Raw genomic sequence first — 15216 nt, forward strand, 5'->3', positions numbered from 1 at the left:
CCGGCCGCATCCGACAATCACAGGAAGGCGTGTCATCGCGATGCCGGATGCCCGGCCGATGGGAGCGAGCCGTGACACACGATCCGCACCAGGAGAACCCCGCGGACCCCGGCCGGCCCAACCCCGACGAGGGGGACGGCGGCTGGGAACTGATCAGCCACGGCGGCGCGGAACCCTCCGGCCCGCCCGGCGCACGCCTGCGGGACGCCTGGCGGCGGCGGTCCGTCCGGGCGCGGACGGTGGCCGCGGCGGCCACGGTCGCCGTGCTGGCCGTGGGTGGAGTGGCCTACGCGGCGAGTTCGGGCAGCGACGGTGGCGGGGCGGCCCCGGTGGCCGCCGCGTCCGCCTCGCCGTCGGGATCGCCCGGCGCGCCGGGTGAACGGCCGGGTCGCGGCATGTGGTTCGGCCTCGGCGGCGATCCCGTGCACGGCGAGGTGACCGTCAAGGACCGCGACACCGGCAAGTGGGTCGTGCGGGTCTGGCAGTGGGGCACCGCCGAGAAGGTGAACGGCGACCAGGTCACCGTCCGGAGCGAGGACGGGGCCTCGTGGACCTGGACGATCGACTCGGACACCTCGGTGTTCCGTGACGGCGCGCCCGACTCGGGCTCCGGCGCCGTCAAGAAGGGCGAGACGTACTACCTGGCCGGCTCCCGCGCCCAGAACGGCACCAGGACCGCCGCGCGGGTCCTGTCGGGCACCTGGCGGGACGGCTACCACGGCAGGTACGACGGCGGGAGCGCGCCCCGGGACGAACACCCCGGCCCGGGCCACGGCCCCCGTGACCGCCACGCCCCCGCCCCCTCGTCCAGCCCGTCGCCCCCGGTGAACCCCTCCGAGCCGTCCACGTCACCGGAGAGCGGCGCGACAACCTGACGGCGCGGGCGGTCCGACCGTCACTCTCCGGTGCCTCTCAGACGCGGCCCCTCCGCGTGCCCCGCGTGCCGATGACGACGACCGCGTAGAGCTCCTCGGAGACTGCCGGGCGGGCCGTCAGGCCGCCGGCCGTGAACGCCTCCAGGGCCGCCTCCGCCTGGTGTTCACTCGTCTCCACCAGCAGGCAGCCCCCCGGTGCGAGCCAGTCGGTCGCGCCCGCGGCCACCCGGCGCAGCACGTCCAGGCCGTCCGTGCCGCCGTCGAGCGCGACCAGGGGTTCGTGTTCGCGTGCCTCGGCGGGCAGGAGGCCGACCTCGGCGGTGGGGACGTACGGCACGTTGGCGGCGAGGATGTCGACGCGGCCGCGCAGGTGGCCGGGGAGCGCCTCGAAGAGGTCACCGCGGTGGACGTGACCGCCGGCGCCCGCGATGTTGCGCCGGGCGCAGCGCACGGCGGCCGGGTCGACGTCGGCGGCGTGCAGTTCGATCCCGCCGAGGGCGGCGGCCAGGGCGACACCGACGGCCCCCGAACCGCAGCACAGGTCCACGACGACGGACGCGTCCGGGGCCTGGGCCAGGGCCTGTTCGACGAGGAACTCGGTGCGGCGGCGGGGTACGAACACGCCGGGCGACACGGTGATCCGCCGGCCGGCGAACTCGGCCCACCCGAGGACGAGTTCGAGTGGTTCGCCGGTGACACGGCGGTCGACGAGGGCGGCCAGTTCGTCCGGGGTGCGGGCGGCCCCCAGAAGCAGCCGGGCCTCGTCCTCCGCGAACACGCAGCCGGCCGCGCGCAGCGCGGCCACGACGACGTCACGGGACGAGGGCGACGGTGGCGAGGAGGGGGACAGGGGGGAGCGTGGAGGCATGGGAGCCGAGAGCCTTTCGGGAGCCGAAGGGCGCTCTCGCGGTCACCTACTGCCGGTGTTCCGCGCCGATCCGAGGGACGAGCACCCGAGCTGACACAGCGGTAATGGGTCTCACCTCCTCGGTCCGGGGCTGGGTTTCTCCGCAGCCGGACGGCAACCCTACACGGTGATCACCGGACGGTGGCCCCCGTTCCCCGCTCCGCCGCGGTTGTATTCTGCAACCAGATGTGAGGAGGGTCCCGTGCGAGCATCCGAAGCCGCCGAAGCGGCTCACACGTCCCGGTCCCAGGACGCGGGCGAAGCGCCTCAGACGTCCCCGTCCCACGACGCGGGCGGCGGTGCGGGCCGGCCCGCCGCGGACGCGGCCGTGGAGACCATCCAGCGCGAGATGACGGCGTTCGCCCGCCGCGCCCGCGCCTCGGCGGGGCGCATGCATCCCGAGCTGTCGCTGGTGTCGTACACCCTGCTCGGGCACCTGGAGGAGAGCGGCGGCGGCCGGCGGGCCACCGACCTGGCCGCGCACTACGCCCTGGACAAGTCGACGGTCAGCCGCCAGGTGACGGCCCTGGAGCGCGCCGGGCTCGTCGAACGGCGGCTGGACCCCGACGACCACCGTGTCCAGGTGCTGCACCTGACCGGCGCCGGTCGCCACATCCTCGCCCAGGTCACCGAGAGCCGCCGGGCGGCCTTCAGGGAGCGGCTCGCGGACTGGCCCGAGGAGGATCTGCGGCGGTTCGCCGGCTATCTGGAGCGGTACAACACCTGGCCCGCGTCCGGCACCGGCACCGGCTGAACGCGCCCGCCCCGCCTACGCCACCGGCACCGCCTCCCGCGGGTCCGGCAGGTTCTCCGGTACCCGCGCCGCGAGGAAGACGGTGTTGCGGCGCAGACGGAAACCGAGTGACTCGTACAGCCGGACGGCGTTGGTGTTGCCGGCCCCGGTGTGCAGGAACGGGGTCTCGCCGCGCTCGCGGATGCCGTGGGCCACGGCCAGCACCAGCCTGCTCGCCAGGCCCTCGCCGCGGAAGGCGGGGTCGGTGCAGACGGCGCTGATCTCGGTCCAGCCCGGCGGGTGCAGCCGCTCCCCCGCCATGGCGACGAGCCGGCCCGCGCGCCGTATGCCCAGGTAGGTGCCGAGCTCGACGGTGCGGGGCAGGAAGGGGCCCGGCCGGGTCAGGGCGACGAGGTCCAGCATCTCGGGCACGTCGGCGGGGCCCAGCACGACCGCCTCGGCGTCCGGCGCGGCGGTCAGTCCGTCGTCCACCAGCTGCACGCCTTCGAGCCGGAAGGTGATCTCCCAGCCGTCCGGGACCTGTCCCCGGAACCCGGCCAGCGGCACCTCGCCGCCGGGGCCCGTGAGGGCCGCGAGGTCGGCCCAGTCGTCGGGCCCGGGATCGTCCGGCAGCGCCAGCCAGGGCGAGACGTCGAGGGGGTAGCGCAGGACACGGCCGCGCCGCTCGGCGAAGTGGGCGTGCGGGCCGGTCAGGGAGGCGAGGGCGGGGTTGTCGAGGACGTGCGCGGCGGCGTTCGTCGAGGTCATCGGGAGACCTCGATCACGGTCTTGCCGAGGGAGTGGCCCGCCTCCACGGCGCGCAGCGCCTCTCCGGCGCGGTCGAGCGGGAAGGTCCGTGTGACGTGCGGGTCCAGTTCGCCCTTCGCGACGAGGTCCGCCACCGCCTCCAGACGGTCGGAGGTGCGGAACCGGGTCACGCGCGCGCCGCCCAGTCTCTCCACGACCTCGGGCGGGGCACCCGCGGTGATCAGGTTGGCCGGGTCGGCGGGCAGCGTGGCCGCCTCGGTGAGGACATCGGCGCCCACGAGGTCGTACACGCCGTCGACCCCCTGCGGGGCGACCGCCCGCACGCGCTCCGTCCAGCCCGGGCCGGAGGGCACGTGCACGGCGCCGAGCGACTCCACGAAGTCCTTCTTGGCCGCGCTCGCGAGTCCCACGACCCGCAGGCCCCAGGCGCGGGCGACCTGCACGGCCGCCGCACCGACTCCGCCGCCCGCGCCGGTGACCAGCAGGGTCGCGCCGGGGGGCAGGCCGAGCTGGACGACGCCGTCGCGCGCGGTCGCCGCGGCGACGGGCAGTGTGGCCGCGTCGGCGAAGGACACGGCCGCCGGCTTGCGGGCGATCAGGTCGACCGAGAGCAGGGCGTACTCGGAGTAGCCGCCCTCGACCGGCCGGCCGAACACCTCGTCGCCCACGGCGAGGCCGTGGACGTCGGCGCCGAGTTCCTCCACCACGCCGGAGACCTCGTTGCCGAAGACGGCGGGGAAGTCGCGCGAGCCGCTCTCGCCCGGGCGGCGGTAGCCGGTGCGCTGCTTCCAGTCGACGGGGTTGACTCCGGCGGCCCGGACCGCGACCAGCACCTGACCCGGTCCGGGGACGGGCCGGTCCACGTCGACGAGCGCCTCGGTCTCCGGGCCCCCGTAGCGCGTGAAGACGTACGCCTTGGGCATGTGTGTCCACTCTCCTTCGCGGTCGCCGGGGCACCCGTCGCAGGTGCCACCGGATGCGGCACCTGTCGGCAAGGCGGACGGCGCGGCCGCTATTCCCGCAACGCGGGAGAGTTCATGCCGCCGCAATGATCGGCCGCCGCCCCGAGGGCCGGGGCCCGCCGCGCGGCACGTACCGTTGAGCGGGTACGCGATCTGGAGGCACCGCCCGCATGCACGTCACCCGAGGTTTCACCGGACGCCCGCGCGTCCACAACCCCGGCCTGCCACCCGGCCAGTACGACGCGGGCGAGGACTGGCCCGTCCTGTCGGCGGAGGTCACCCCTGACCTGACGCCCGCCGACTGGAGCTTCCGGGTCGACGGTCTGGTGCGGGCGCCCCGGACCTGGGACTGGGCGCAGGCGCACGAGCTGCCGGCCTCGGCGTACGAGGGTGACATCCACTGCGTGACGAGCTGGTCGAAGTTCGGGGTGCGGTTCGGGGGCGTGTCACTGGACGCGTTCCTCGATGTGGTGCGGCCCCATGGGTCCGCCACCCATGTCGTCGCCTACTCGCACACCGGCTACACCGCGAACCTGCCGCTGGCCGACGTCACCGGCGGACGCGCCTGGATCGCCTGGGAGTACGACGGGAAGCCGCTGGCACCCGAGCACGGCGGGCCGGCGCGGCTGCTGGTGCCGCACCTGTACTTCTGGAAGAGCGCCAAGTGGATCGCGGGACTGCGCCTGCTGGACCACGACGAGCCGGGCTTCTGGGAGCAGAACGGCTACCACGCGCGGGGCAACCCCTGGCAGGAACAGCGGTACTCCGGTGACTGAGGCCTCCCCCTCCCCCGTCTTCACCCCCGCGACGCGGTTCGCCGTGCCCGGACGCATCGCCGTGAACGAACGGGCCGCCGCACTGTGGCAGACCGCCACACTCACCGAGGTCCGCCGTGAGACGCCGACCGTGTCCACGTTCCGGTTCGCGGTGCCCGACTGGGCGGGACACCTGCCCGGCCAGCACCTGATGCTGCGGCTCACCGCGGACGACGGCTATGTGGCCCAGCGCCACTACTCGATCGCGTCCGCGCCGGACGAGCCGGGCCACATCGAGCTGACCCTGGACCGTGTCGAGGGCGGCGAGGTCTCCGGCTGGTTCCACGACGTGGCCAAGCCCGGTGACGAGGTCGAGGTGCGCGGCCCGCTGAGCGGCTTCTTCGCCTGGCCCGGCGACCGGCCCGCGCTGCTGGTCGGCGCGGGCTCCGGCGTCGTACCGCTGATGTCGATGGTCCGCCACCACCGGGCGCGCGGCCTGCGGGTGCCGCTGCGCATGCTGGTGTCGGCGCGTGGTCCCCAGGACCTCATCTACGCAAGGGAGTTGGGCGAGGAGACGACCCCGGTGTTCACCCGGAGCGCGCCCGAGGGTGTGCCCGTGGGACGTGTGGCCGCCGCACATGTGGCGGCACTCCTGGCCGAACAGCCTGCCGGTGGGTGGGAAGCCTATGTGTGCGGCTCCAACGCCTTCGCTGAACATGCCTCACGGCTGCTGACGCAGGCAGGACAGCCAGTGGACCGCATTCGCATCGAACGCTTCGGCTGACGGTGGCACGCTTCGGCTGACGGCTGACGCCGCGCGGCGGGCGGCGGGCAGTGGGCCGCGGGCCGCGGGCCGCGACCGTACCGCGCCACCCCCGGTCCGCTGGATCCCGCCCGACCCGCCCCTCCCGCTCCCCCGTCCCCCCACACACATATCCGGCCATGCCACCTCCCCCGGCGTTTCGCGGGTGTCCGACAGGGCATTGGTGTGCCGCGGCCGTGACCGGTCGTCCGGCACTCCCCCACGGGAGCGGTTGGTGAAGTTCGGCGGCGGACGGATACTGGATCCGTATCAGCACTCGCGACTGTGCGTGGTGCGGAGGTCGACATGCGAACCCGGATACGCGGTTGGCGCTGGCGGCGCAATCCGTTGCGGCGCCGGTCGGACGCCGTGGAGGCGTGGACGATGCTGGTCGTCGCCCTGCTCCTGTTGGTGGCCGCACCCCTGGCCGGAGCGGCCGCGGGATGGTGGGCGCACGACGAGGCGCGCGCGGTCGTGGCGGCCCAGCGGGCCGAACGTCACCGGGTGCGGGCGGAAGTGGCCGGCAAGACCCCCGAGACCCTCCCCTCGGTGGGCGGCCGCGAGCAGTCGTACCGGGTGAAGGTGCGCTGGACCGAGGCCGGTCCGGGCGTGCGGACGGCGACGGCTCTCGTCCCGGCGGGCAGCCGCCACGGCGACGTGGTCGACGTGTGGTTCGACTCCCGTGGCCGCAGCGTGAGCCCGCCGCCCGGTGAGAGCGCGGTCTGGCAGCACACCCTCACGATGGGCGCGTGCGCCACCGGCGGCGCGGTCGCCGTCGTCCTGCTCGGGCAGTCCCTGGTCCGTCGTACGGCCATCCGGCGCCGGCTCGCCGAATGGGAGCGTGACTGGGCCCTGACCGAGCCCCAGTGGACCCGCCGCCGCGCCTGACCGCGAGCGCCCGCGCTCCGCCCCGGCGTGTCCGCCGGCCCCGAGCGGACACGCCACCGGCCCGATCCGAACAGGCGCGACGCCCGGCCCCGATCGCCCCTGGCGGGTGGTCCGGCCTCGCACGTACGGTGTGATCATCCGCACTCACTCTTCTCAAAGGCGGTCCTACATGGCCCTGTTCGACCTTCCGATCGACGAGCTCCGCGAGTACCGCAGCGACTCCGCCGAGCCCGCGGACTTCGACACGTTCTGGGCCAAGACCCTGGAGGAGGCCCGCGAACACGACCTGGACCCCCGTTTCGAGCTCGTCGACACCGGTCTGAGCACGGTGAAGGTGTACGACGTGACGTTCGCCGGGTTCGGCGGTCACCCGGTGAAGGGCTGGTTCACGCTGCCCGCCGAGGTGTCCTCACCGCTCCCGGTGGTCGTCGAGTTCGTCGGCTACGGCGGTGGCCGCGGGCTGCCACACGAGCATCTGCTGTGGGCGTCGACGGGCCGTGCGCACTTCGTCATGGACACCCGTGGCCAGGGCAGCGCCTGGGGCGGCGGTGGCGGGACCGGGGACCCGGTGGGCGGCGCGCCCGCCTACCCCGGCTTCATGACCCGGGGCATCGACGCTCCCGAGAACTACTACTACCGCCGGGTGTTCACCGACGGTGTGCGGGCGGTGGAGGCGGCCCGTTCGCATCCGCTGGCCGATCCGGGGCGCACGGTGGCCGTCGGCGCCAGCCAGGGCGGCGGCATCACGCTGGCGGTGGGCGGCTTGGTCCCTGACCTGGTGGCGGTCGCGCCGGACGTGCCGTTCCTGTGCGACTACCCGCGCGCGGCGACGCTCACCGACCGCCATCCGTACCGGGAGATCGGCCTCTTCCTCAAGACGCACCGGGGCCGCGCCGAGGACGCCCTGCGCACCCTCTCCTACTTCGACGGCGTGCACTTCGCGGCCCGCGGCCGGGCTCCGGCACTGTTCTCCACGGCCCTGGAGGACCAGACCTGCCCGCCGTCCACCGTCTTCGCGGCCTTCAACGCCTGGGCGCACGAGGACAAGGCGATCGAGGTGTACGACTTCAACGACCACGAGGGCGGCGGCCCCTACCAGGAGGCCGCCAAGGTGCGCTGGCTGCGCGCGCACGCCTGAGGAGCGTCGCGGACCCGGTCAGGAACTACGGTGCGGGTGCTGCGGCGAAGGGCTCGCCGCAGCACCCGCGCCGCGCCACCCCGTCCAGTCCTGTCGGGTGCCGTCCCGACCCACCCTTCCGCACCGTTTCGTGCCGACGGGCTTCTTCCGTCCAGTCCGACCAGTCGGTATGTTCAGGGGGTCCGGGCGGCAGCGTCGCCGCCCGGTCTTCCGGCGGACGACGGAGGGCCCATGTCCGAGCACGAGGCAGACGTTCACGGTCACTGCGACCCGCGGTTCGAGTCGGTGCGCACCGCGTTCGGGGAGAACTTCCGCGCGCGCGGCGAACTGGGCGCCGCGGTCACCGTCACGGTCGGCGGCGAGACGGTGGTGGACCTGTGGGGCGGCTGGGCCGACGCGGCCCGCTCGCGCCCCTGGGAGCGGGACACGCTGGTCAACGTGTGGTCGACGTCGAAGGGACCGGTCGCGCTGTGCGCGCACGTCCTCGCCGACCGGGGGCTGCTGGACTTCGACGCGCCGGTGGCCGCGTACTGGCCGGAGTTCGCCGCGGCCGGCAAGGAGAAGGTGCTCGTACGGCATCTGCTGTCCCACCGGTCAGGGCTGTCCGGCCTGCGGGAACCGCACTCGCTGGAAGACCTGTATGACTGGGAGCTGACCACGTCCCGCCTCGCGGCGACACAGCCGTGGTGGGAGCCGGGGACCCGGTCGGGGTATCACGCGCTGACGTACGGCTTCCTGGTCGGCGAGGTCGTGCGGCGCGTGTCGGGGCTGAGGCCCGTCGCCTTCCTGCAGCGGGAGGTCACCGGACCGCTCGGGATCGACTTCACCATCGGGCTGCCGGAGAAGGAGGCCGGACGGGCCGCCGAGCTGGTGCATCCGCCGACCGCGTCGAGCAGCGAACAGGCCGCGATCTTCAGCCAGTTGACGCCGCCGGCGCTCGCCGCGCTGACCAACCCCCTGGCGGGTGCGGCCGAGGCCAACTCCCCCGCGTGGCGGGCCGCCGAGATCCCCGCCGCGAACGGGCACGGCACCGCGCGGTCCGTCGCGGCGCTCTACGGGATCTTCGCGGGTGGGGGGACCCTCGACGGCCACCGCGTCCTTTCCCCGGAGGCGGCCGAGCGGGCGCGTGAGGGGCAGGGCGCGTGCCGTGACCTGGTCCTGGGCGCCGGCCTCGCGCACGACACGGAGATCGGGCTCGGCCTGTGGCTCAGTGGGCCGAGCGGTTCGTACGGCCCCAACCCGCGCGCTTTCGGACATGACGGCTTCGGCGGTTCCTGCGGACTGTCCGACCCGGAGGCGGGGGTGTCCCTGGGGTACGTGATGAACCGCATGGGGCCGCACATCGCGGACGACCCACGGAAGACGGCGCTGATCGAGGCCCTGTACAGCGCGCTCTGAGGGCTGATCGGGGCGGCCGGTTTCGGCCGAACCGCCCGGCCGCCCTTCCCTGCTGGTTTAGACCAATGCTAGATCTGGTGGCGCAATGAGCCCGCACGGCTACGGCACGTCACCAACAGGAGGCGCGGCATGGACCGCACCACCCACGACCACCCGTCCACCGAAGAACAGCCGCTGTACTGGCGGATCGCCATGGAGGTGCTCGGCGAGCTGCGCGACCGGACCGTCCCGCCCGGTGAACGGCTGCCGGGCGAAAGGCAGTTGGCCGAGCACTACGGGGTGAGCCGGGAGACCGTCCGGCAGGCGCTGGAGGTGCTGCGCCGTGACGGCCTGGTCGCCACCGACCGGCGGGGCAGTTACGCCACCCTGTCGGGCCCGCCGTTGGAGAACAACTCCTCGCTGACCTTCCCGGTGGGCGCCCGGGACGCGGAACCGGGCGCCGCCGACCGGGCCACGGTCACCTGGGAGGCGCCCCCGCCCGAGCACGCGGAGGCGCTGGGACTGGCGCCGCACCGACCGACCCTGATGCACCGCTACGAGTCCGCGGGCGCGGACGGGCGGGGCCGGCGCAGCGCCGTGACATCCTTCTCCGCGGTGGCCCTCGCCGAGGTGGAGGAACTGGCCCGGTACCGTGACCGCGCCGACGGGTCCGCCTCGGCCCAACTGCGGCGGACCTACGACTGGATGCGCCGGGCGGGCCTCACCCTGCACCACCGCGACTCCATCACTCCGCTGGCCGACGCGCCCTCGGTGCGGGTCACCCGGCAGGTCCACGACCAGTACGCGCGCCCACTGGAGATCACCGACCTGGTCGTGGACACCCAACAGGGCGCGCTGGTCTACGAGTTCACGCTGCCCTCGGCGGGCTGAGCTGACGTCGGCGTCCACCCGCGTCCCGAGCCCGGCGCCGCGCCGGGCTCCCTGCAGGGCCCCCCGCACCGGACCGGCCAGCGGCGCGGGGCGGACCACTCCGGCGGCGCGGGGCGGTCTACTCCGGCCGCCGGGCCACGACCAGCCGCACCCTGGGGCTGCCGTCGCGCCGTCGCCCGAAGTCGGGCAGGGCGTGGAACTCGACCAGGAAGCCGGCGCGCTCCAGTTCCCGGCGCAGGTCCCCGAACCGGAAGGCGCGGTAGTACATGACGAACGGCGGCCGCCACACGGCGTTGCGCAGCCGCATCACCGCGTCGAAGGCCAGCAGCATCCAGTAGGCGCGGGTTCCCGGCCGGGGCGGGGCGACGACGGGGAAGGCGAGCCGGCCGCCCGGCCGCAGGACGGAACGGGCCTGCGTGAAGAGCACCGGCAGCTCGTGCGGCAGGAAGTGGCCGAACGCCCCGAAGCTGACGACGAGGTCGAAGCGGGGCCCGAACGGGAGGGCGCGGGCGTCCGCGCGCACCCAGGAGACCGGCGGCGCGGTGACACGGTTGCGTTCGCGGGCGACCGCGAGCATGCCGGCGCTGAAGTCGACCCCGGTGACACCGCGGCGGCACAGCCGCGCCAGCACGCCGATTCCGGCGCCGGTGCCGCAGCACAGATCGAGTCCGTCGTCGTAGGGGCCGGTCCGCTCCAGGGCCGAGGCCACGGCGTCGAGCACCGCGTCGGGGGTGCGGAAGGGGGTGTGGTCGAACTTCGGGGCGAGCAGGTCGTATCCGCGCTCTACGGACGACAGGGCCTGGGCGGCGAGTTCACGCAGGCCGGGGCCTTCGGGGCTGAACATCCGCGTCAGCCTAGAGGAACGCGGCGCCCGAGGACCGTGAGAACGCGCTCGCACCAGCGCAGGTTCTGCTCCTCGAAGGAGATGCCCGCCATGAGCGTCAGGTAGGGGCCGACCCGCTCGGCGGCCCGCAGGTACTCCTGCTCGGTGCGCCCGCCGAGGAGCCGTTCGCGGAGCCGTTCGTAGCGCGCGAGCTTGCCGCTTGCCCAGGCCAGGCGTTCCTCGACGAGGGCGCGGGTGGCCACCGGGTCCGCGCCGTCCATGGCCTGGATCTTGATGAGGAGTTCGTCGCGGATCGCGGTGGGCCGGCGGGTCGGCTCGGCGGCGAACGCGGCGAGGTCGCCGCGGCCGGCCTCGGTGAGCGTGAACATCCGCTTGTTGGGGCGGCGTTCCTGCTGGACCACCCGTGCCTCGATCAGGCCGTCCTGCGCGAGGCGTTCCAGCTCGCGGTAGAGCTGCTGCGGTGTGGCCGGCCAGAAGTTGGCGAGCGACACGTCGAACACCTTGGACAGCTCGTAGCCCGACGCCTCCCCCTCCAGGAGGGCGGCGAGGACGGCGTACTTCAACGACATGTGGACACGCTAGCAGCGGGTGACTATTCTCATCCGCACCTACTCAACTTTTTGACTACCAGAGATTCGGGAGCCGGTCGATGCGTGCATTCCGCGAGGCGGTCGAGGCACAGGACCTCGACGCCGCCGAGGCGCTGCTGGCGCCCGACGTCGTCTTCACCAGTCCGGTCGTGTTCAAGCCGTACACCGGAAAGGCCGTCACGGCGGCGATCCTGCGGACCGTCGCGGAGGTCTTCGAGGACTTCCGCTACGTCCGCGAGCTCGACGGCGCCGACGGCCGCGACAGCGCGCTGGTCTTCACCGCCCGGGTCGACGGCCGCGAGCTGACCGGCTGCGACTTCATCCACCTCGGCGAGGACGGCCTGATCCACGAGCTGATGGTCATGGTCCGTCCGCTGTCGGGCGCGCAGGCGCTGGCGGCGGCCATGGGCGCGCGGTTCGAGCAGATCGCCGAGGAGGCACAGCGGGACTCCCGGCTGGGCTGAGCGACTCCCCGGCGGGCAGGGGACTCAGTCTCCGAGGCACACCGGAAGTGTCCGCACGCTGTTGCCCACGAAACTGGACTCCCGGACGAGCTCCCCCTCCGGGACCGCGAGGTCGAGGCGGGGGAAGCGGGTGAACAGCCGCTCCAGGGCGACGCCGGCCTCCATTCGGGCCAGCGGGGCGCCCAGGCAGTAGTGCACGCCGTGCCCGAGGGAGAGATGGCGCACGGCTCCCTCCCGCGCCGGCCGGGTGACGTCGAACCGGTCGGCGTCCGGCCCGTGTGCGGCGGGGTCCCGCCCGGCGGCGGAGTACCCGGCGAGGACGGGCGTGCCCCGGGGGATCACGGTCCCCGCGAGCGTCAGGTCCCGCACCGGGTAGCGGAACGGGAAGTAGCTGACCGGCGCGTCCCAGCGCAGCGTCTCCTCCACGACGTCCGCCCAGCTCGCCCCGGCGCCCAGCACCAGGTCGAGCTGGTCGCGGTGCCCGCACAGGGCCCGTACGGCGTTGGTGATCAGGTTGAGCGTGGTCTCGTGCCCGGCGATGATCATCAGGACCAGTGTGCCGATCAGCTCCTCCTGGCTGAGCCGGTCCCCGGCCTCGTCGCGGGCGGCGATGAGCGCGCTGGTGAGGTCCTCGCCGGGCCGCTCGGCGCGGGCGGCCGCGATACCGGCGAGGACCGCGACGAGGTCCCGGTTGGCCGCCACGGCGTCCTGTGGCGCGATGTCGGTGGCGACGACCTGGCTCGACAGCCGGCGCAGCCGCTCCCGGTACTCGGGGTCCACGCCCAGCAGTTCGCAGATCACGCCCATGGGCAGCGGCAGCGCGAAGTGCCGGCGCAGGTCGGCGACGCCGCCGTCCGCCTCGGCCGCCCGCTCCAGGTCCTCCAGCAGGGAGGCGGTCAACTCCTCGACGCGCGGCCGTAGTTCCTCGACCCGGCGGGCCGTGAACGCCCGGCTCACCAGCGACCGCAGCCGCCGGTGGTCCTCGCCGTCGGCGGTGGTCATGCCGTGCACGGTGGCGAAGGTGAGCAGTGGCCAGCCGGCGGTCACGCGCCCCTCCCGCAGGGCCGTGAAGTGGCGTGCGTTCTTGGCGACTTCGGGGTGCGCGAGGAACTCCCTGAGCGCGTCGTGGCCCAGCACGGCCATCCCCTCGACGTCGCCGGGCAGGACGACCGGGGCCAGGGCGGCCCGGGCGAGCAGCCGGGCGTTGTCGGCGTGCGGGCAGCCGCCCGAGGGGTCCAGACGGTGCGGCGTGACGGGCGAGGTGTCCAACGGGGGCTCCCTGCAGGCTGGTTGACGCCGTACGAGCGATCGATTCTGCCCGCTCGCGACGGCGGGCGCAGCCCCCTGGGCGCCGGCCGGGCGCCCGGCCGGCGCGCGGACCGCCTCACCAGTCCGCCGACCGCTTTCCGGCGAGGCGGAACAAACCAGCACCGCACCGCGTTGAGGCGGTCGGTACCGATGCGTGCGGTCAGGTCCGGCACAGTGGGCCCGAACCGCGTGGTACAGTCCGGACAGCACTCGTGCACGCCCCAGTTTTCCGGGCGCCGGTGCTCGTTCCTCCTCAGTTCCGCCGATACACCGGCCTCTTCCGCCGGTACACGGCCTCTCCGCACCACCTCGTCCGACGCCCCGGCTCCGCCGTGGCCGAGGCCGGTGCCGTTCCCGCCGCCGAGGTGCGCCGTGCGCCCTCCCCTCGCGGCCTTCCCTCCCCCTCGCATGCCCCATGCCCGGTGTCCTCGAAAGGACCGACCACCATGACCACCACACTCCAGCACCCTCCCACCCGGCAGGAGCTTCCCGCCCGGGCCGCGACCGGCGTCCTCGACATCGACGCGAACGGGAAGGGACATCTGCGCTCCACCGACCTGACGCCGCTGCCCACCGACCTCCAGGTGCCTCCCGCGCTCATCCGCCGTCACGGCCTGCGCAAGGGGGACCTCGTCGACGGAGTCCGCGGCACCCAGCGGGCCCTCACCGAGGTCGCCCGCGTCAACGGCCGCGACCCCGGTGAGCTGCGCGGCCGCCGCCACTTCGGCGACCTCACCCCGCTGCACCCGCGCGAGCGGATCCGCCTCGAACACCCGGGGGCCGGCCTCACCGGCCGGGTCGCCGACCTCATCGCGCCGGTAGGCAAGGGCCAGCGCGGACTTGTCGTCGCCCCGCCCAAGACCGGCAAGACCGTCCTGCTCCAGCAGATCGCGGCCGCCGTGGCCGGCAACCACCCCGAAGCCCGGCTGATGGTGGTGCTGCTCGACGAGCGCCCCGAGGAAGTCACCGAGATGCGCCGCTCCGTGCGGGGCGAGGTGTACGCCTCCACCTTCGACCGGGCGCCCAGGCAGCACATCGCGCTGGCCGAACTCGTCATCGAGCGGGCCAAGCGGCTCGTCGAGGCGGGCGAGGACGTCGTCATCCTGCTCGACTCCCTCACGCGGCTGTGCCGGGCCCACAACAACGCGGGCGCATCCAGCGGCCGCACCCTCTCCGGCGGCGTCGACGCCGCCGCGCTGCACGGGCCCAAGCGGTTCTTCGGGGCCGCCCGTCTGGCCGAGGAGGGCGGCTCCCTCACCATCCTCGCCACCGCCCTGGTGGAAACGGGCTCCCGCGCCGACGACTTCTACTTCGAGGAGCTCAAGAGCACCGGCAACATGGAGCTCCGCCTCAGCCGCGACCTCGCCTCCCGCCGCGTCTTCCCGGCCGTCGACATCAACCCGTCCGGCACCCGGCGCGAGGAACTCCTGCTGATTCAGGCGGAGTTGGCCGCCGTACGCGGACTGCGCCGGGTCCTGCAGACGCGAGACGGCCAGACCAACCTGGAGACCCTCCTGGACCGGATGCGCGAGACACCGGACAACGCGACGTTCCTGCGCCGCATCCAGCCGACCCTGCCCGCCGGCTGACCTCCGGCTCCGTCCGGCTCCGTCCGGCTCGACCGGCTCCGTCCGGCTCGACCGGCACCGTCCGACTCCGACCGGCACCCGCACCCTCCGCGCGTCCGGATTCCGGGGCGCACGCCGTGGAGCCGTGCGGCATCCGGGTGCTCGCGGGCCCCGCCCGGCCGGGGCACCGCTCCCGACGGCGGGTGCGTTCCTACATTTGCGATATGACTATCGGATTTCCTTCTCGGACGGCTGTGTCGGCAACAAGCTCGACCGCGCGGGCGCCGACCTCGACACGGACCGACGCGCTCCTGGGGCCGACTCCCCTACAGCCGCGGCACGTTGC

Annotated in this window: 16 protein-coding genes; 10 read left to right on the forward strand and 6 right to left on the reverse strand. The window is 74.1% G+C overall.

Annotated features, from left to right (window positions below; translation table 11 throughout):
• Positions 1-71 precede the first annotated feature (71 nt).
• Positions 72-875, forward strand: coding sequence for a hypothetical protein (locus ABZT03_RS16335; protein WP_356039382.1), 804 nt, complete (start codon positions 72-74; stop codon positions 873-875).
• Positions 876-912: 37 nt separating this feature from the next.
• Here ABZT03_RS16335 and ABZT03_RS16340 read toward each other — a convergent pair whose 3' ends face one another.
• Positions 913-1743: a putative protein N(5)-glutamine methyltransferase gene (locus ABZT03_RS16340; RefSeq protein WP_356039385.1), complete on the reverse strand. Its 831-nt coding sequence runs from the start codon at positions 1741-1743 to the stop codon at positions 913-915.
• A 388-nt stretch (positions 1744-2131) separates the two neighbouring features.
• Between ABZT03_RS16340 and ABZT03_RS16345 the strand changes: the two genes are divergently transcribed.
• On the forward strand, positions 2132-2536 hold the full coding sequence (locus ABZT03_RS16345; RefSeq protein WP_356039437.1) for a MarR family winged helix-turn-helix transcriptional regulator: 405 nt from the start codon (positions 2132-2134) through the stop codon (positions 2534-2536).
• A gap of 15 nt (positions 2537-2551) precedes the next feature.
• Here the strand turns inward: ABZT03_RS16345 and ABZT03_RS16350 are convergent, their stop codons facing one another.
• Together ABZT03_RS16350 and ABZT03_RS16355 are read right to left on the reverse strand one after the other, a co-directional pair.
• Complete coding sequence (locus ABZT03_RS16350) at positions 2552-3283, reverse strand: GNAT family N-acetyltransferase (protein WP_356039388.1); 732 nt, start codon at positions 3281-3283, stop codon at positions 2552-2554.
• Entirely contained in the window at positions 3280-4206 is a 927-nt protein-coding gene (locus ABZT03_RS16355; RefSeq protein WP_356039391.1) for an NADP-dependent oxidoreductase, read from the reverse strand. The genes ABZT03_RS16350 and ABZT03_RS16355 overlap by 4 nt, the downstream gene beginning before the upstream one ends.
• Before the next feature lie 209 nt (positions 4207-4415).
• Here ABZT03_RS16355 and ABZT03_RS16360 point away from each other — a divergent pair, with 209 nt between their 5' ends.
• The 6 genes from ABZT03_RS16360 to ABZT03_RS16385 all read left to right on the forward strand — a co-directional run bounded on the left by ABZT03_RS16360 (position 4416) and on the right by ABZT03_RS16385 (position 10096).
• Positions 4416-5021, forward strand: coding sequence for a sulfite oxidase-like oxidoreductase (locus ABZT03_RS16360; protein ID WP_356039395.1), 606 nt, complete (start codon positions 4416-4418; stop codon positions 5019-5021).
• On the forward strand, positions 5014-5784 hold the full coding sequence (locus ABZT03_RS16365) for a ferredoxin reductase (protein ID WP_356039398.1): 771 nt from the start codon (positions 5014-5016) through the stop codon (positions 5782-5784). Before ABZT03_RS16360 ends, ABZT03_RS16365 begins: the two co-directional genes overlap by 8 nt.
• 324 nt (positions 5785-6108) lie before the next feature.
• Positions 6109-6690: a hypothetical protein gene (locus ABZT03_RS16370; RefSeq protein ID WP_356039401.1), complete on the forward strand. Its 582-nt coding sequence runs from the start codon at positions 6109-6111 to the stop codon at positions 6688-6690.
• A gap of 169 nt (positions 6691-6859) precedes the next feature.
• The gene (locus ABZT03_RS16375) at positions 6860-7828 is read left to right on the forward strand and encodes an acetylxylan esterase (protein ID WP_356039404.1); all 969 of its coding nucleotides are present in this window, start codon (positions 6860-6862) and stop codon (positions 7826-7828) included.
• Positions 7829-8059: 231 nt separating this feature from the next.
• Positions 8060-9226, forward strand: coding sequence for a serine hydrolase domain-containing protein (locus ABZT03_RS16380; protein WP_356039407.1), 1167 nt, complete (start codon positions 8060-8062; stop codon positions 9224-9226).
• Positions 9227-9355: 129 nt separating this feature from the next.
• Positions 9356-10096, forward strand: coding sequence for a GntR family transcriptional regulator (locus ABZT03_RS16385; protein ID WP_356039410.1), 741 nt, complete (start codon positions 9356-9358; stop codon positions 10094-10096).
• A gap of 118 nt (positions 10097-10214) precedes the next feature.
• On the opposite strand, the gene ABZT03_RS16390 is transcribed toward ABZT03_RS16385, so the two are convergent.
• Positions 10215-10940, reverse strand: a complete 726-nt coding sequence (locus ABZT03_RS16390) for a methyltransferase domain-containing protein (protein ID WP_356039413.1) — start codon at positions 10938-10940, stop codon at positions 10215-10217.
• Positions 10941-10945: 5 nt separating this feature from the next.
• The gene (locus ABZT03_RS16395) at positions 10946-11509 is read right to left on the reverse strand and encodes a PadR family transcriptional regulator (RefSeq protein WP_356039416.1); all 564 of its coding nucleotides are present in this window, start codon (positions 11507-11509) and stop codon (positions 10946-10948) included.
• 80 nt (positions 11510-11589) lie between these two features.
• Here ABZT03_RS16395 and ABZT03_RS16400 point away from each other — a divergent pair, with 80 nt between their 5' ends.
• The gene (locus tag ABZT03_RS16400; RefSeq protein WP_356039419.1) at positions 11590-11994 is read left to right on the forward strand and encodes a nuclear transport factor 2 family protein; all 405 of its coding nucleotides are present in this window, start codon (positions 11590-11592) and stop codon (positions 11992-11994) included.
• A 24-nt stretch (positions 11995-12018) separates the two neighbouring features.
• Here the strand turns inward: ABZT03_RS16400 and ABZT03_RS16405 are convergent, their stop codons facing one another.
• Positions 12019-13263: a cytochrome P450 gene (locus tag ABZT03_RS16405; RefSeq protein WP_356039422.1), complete on the reverse strand. Its 1245-nt coding sequence runs from the start codon at positions 13261-13263 to the stop codon at positions 12019-12021.
• Between the two features lie 485 nt (positions 13264-13748).
• Here ABZT03_RS16405 and rho point away from each other — a divergent pair, with 485 nt between their 5' ends.
• Positions 13749-14891 carry a transcription termination factor Rho gene (gene rho / locus ABZT03_RS16410; RefSeq protein ID WP_356039425.1) on the forward strand — a complete coding sequence of 381 codons (1143 nt, stop codon included), beginning with the start codon at positions 13749-13751 and terminating at the stop codon, positions 14889-14891.
• Positions 14892-15216 lie beyond the last annotated feature (325 nt).

The organism is Streptomyces sp. NPDC005574, assembly GCF_040605435.1.
Classification (GTDB): Bacteria; Actinomycetota; Actinomycetes; order Streptomycetales; family Streptomycetaceae; genus Streptomyces.

Bases quoted from the DNA above. Each gene is read 5' to 3' on its own strand.
- ABZT03_RS16390 (WP_356039413.1), bottom strand. From the start codon at position 10,940: ATGTTCAGCCCCGAAGGCCCCGGCCTGCGTGAACTCGCCGCCCAGGCC.
- ABZT03_RS16395 (WP_356039416.1), bottom strand. From the start codon at position 11,509: ATGTCGTTGAAGTACGCCGTCCTCGCCGCCCTCCTGGAGGGGGAGGCG.
- ABZT03_RS16340 (WP_356039385.1), bottom strand. From the start codon at position 1,743: ATGCCTCCACGCTCCCCCCTGTCCCCCTCCTCGCCACCGTCGCCCTCG.
- ABZT03_RS16380 (WP_356039407.1), top strand. From the start codon at position 8,060: ATGTCCGAGCACGAGGCAGACGTTCACGGTCACTGCGACCCGCGGTTC.
- ABZT03_RS16345 (WP_356039437.1), top strand. From the start codon at position 2,132: ATGACGGCGTTCGCCCGCCGCGCCCGCGCCTCGGCGGGGCGCATGCAT.
- ABZT03_RS16350 (WP_356039388.1), bottom strand. From the start codon at position 3,283: ATGACCTCGACGAACGCCGCCGCGCACGTCCTCGACAACCCCGCCCTC.
- ABZT03_RS16375 (WP_356039404.1), top strand. From the start codon at position 6,860: ATGGCCCTGTTCGACCTTCCGATCGACGAGCTCCGCGAGTACCGCAGC.
- ABZT03_RS16360 (WP_356039395.1), top strand. From the start codon at position 4,416: ATGCACGTCACCCGAGGTTTCACCGGACGCCCGCGCGTCCACAACCCC.
- ABZT03_RS16400 (WP_356039419.1), top strand. From the start codon at position 11,590: ATGCGTGCATTCCGCGAGGCGGTCGAGGCACAGGACCTCGACGCCGCC.
- ABZT03_RS16385 (WP_356039410.1), top strand. From the start codon at position 9,356: ATGGACCGCACCACCCACGACCACCCGTCCACCGAAGAACAGCCGCTG.
- ABZT03_RS16370 (WP_356039401.1), top strand. From the start codon at position 6,109: ATGCGAACCCGGATACGCGGTTGGCGCTGGCGGCGCAATCCGTTGCGG.
- ABZT03_RS16355 (WP_356039391.1), bottom strand. From the start codon at position 4,206: ATGCCCAAGGCGTACGTCTTCACGCGCTACGGGGGCCCGGAGACCGAG.
- rho (WP_356039425.1), top strand. From the start codon at position 13,749: ATGACCACCACACTCCAGCACCCTCCCACCCGGCAGGAGCTTCCCGCC.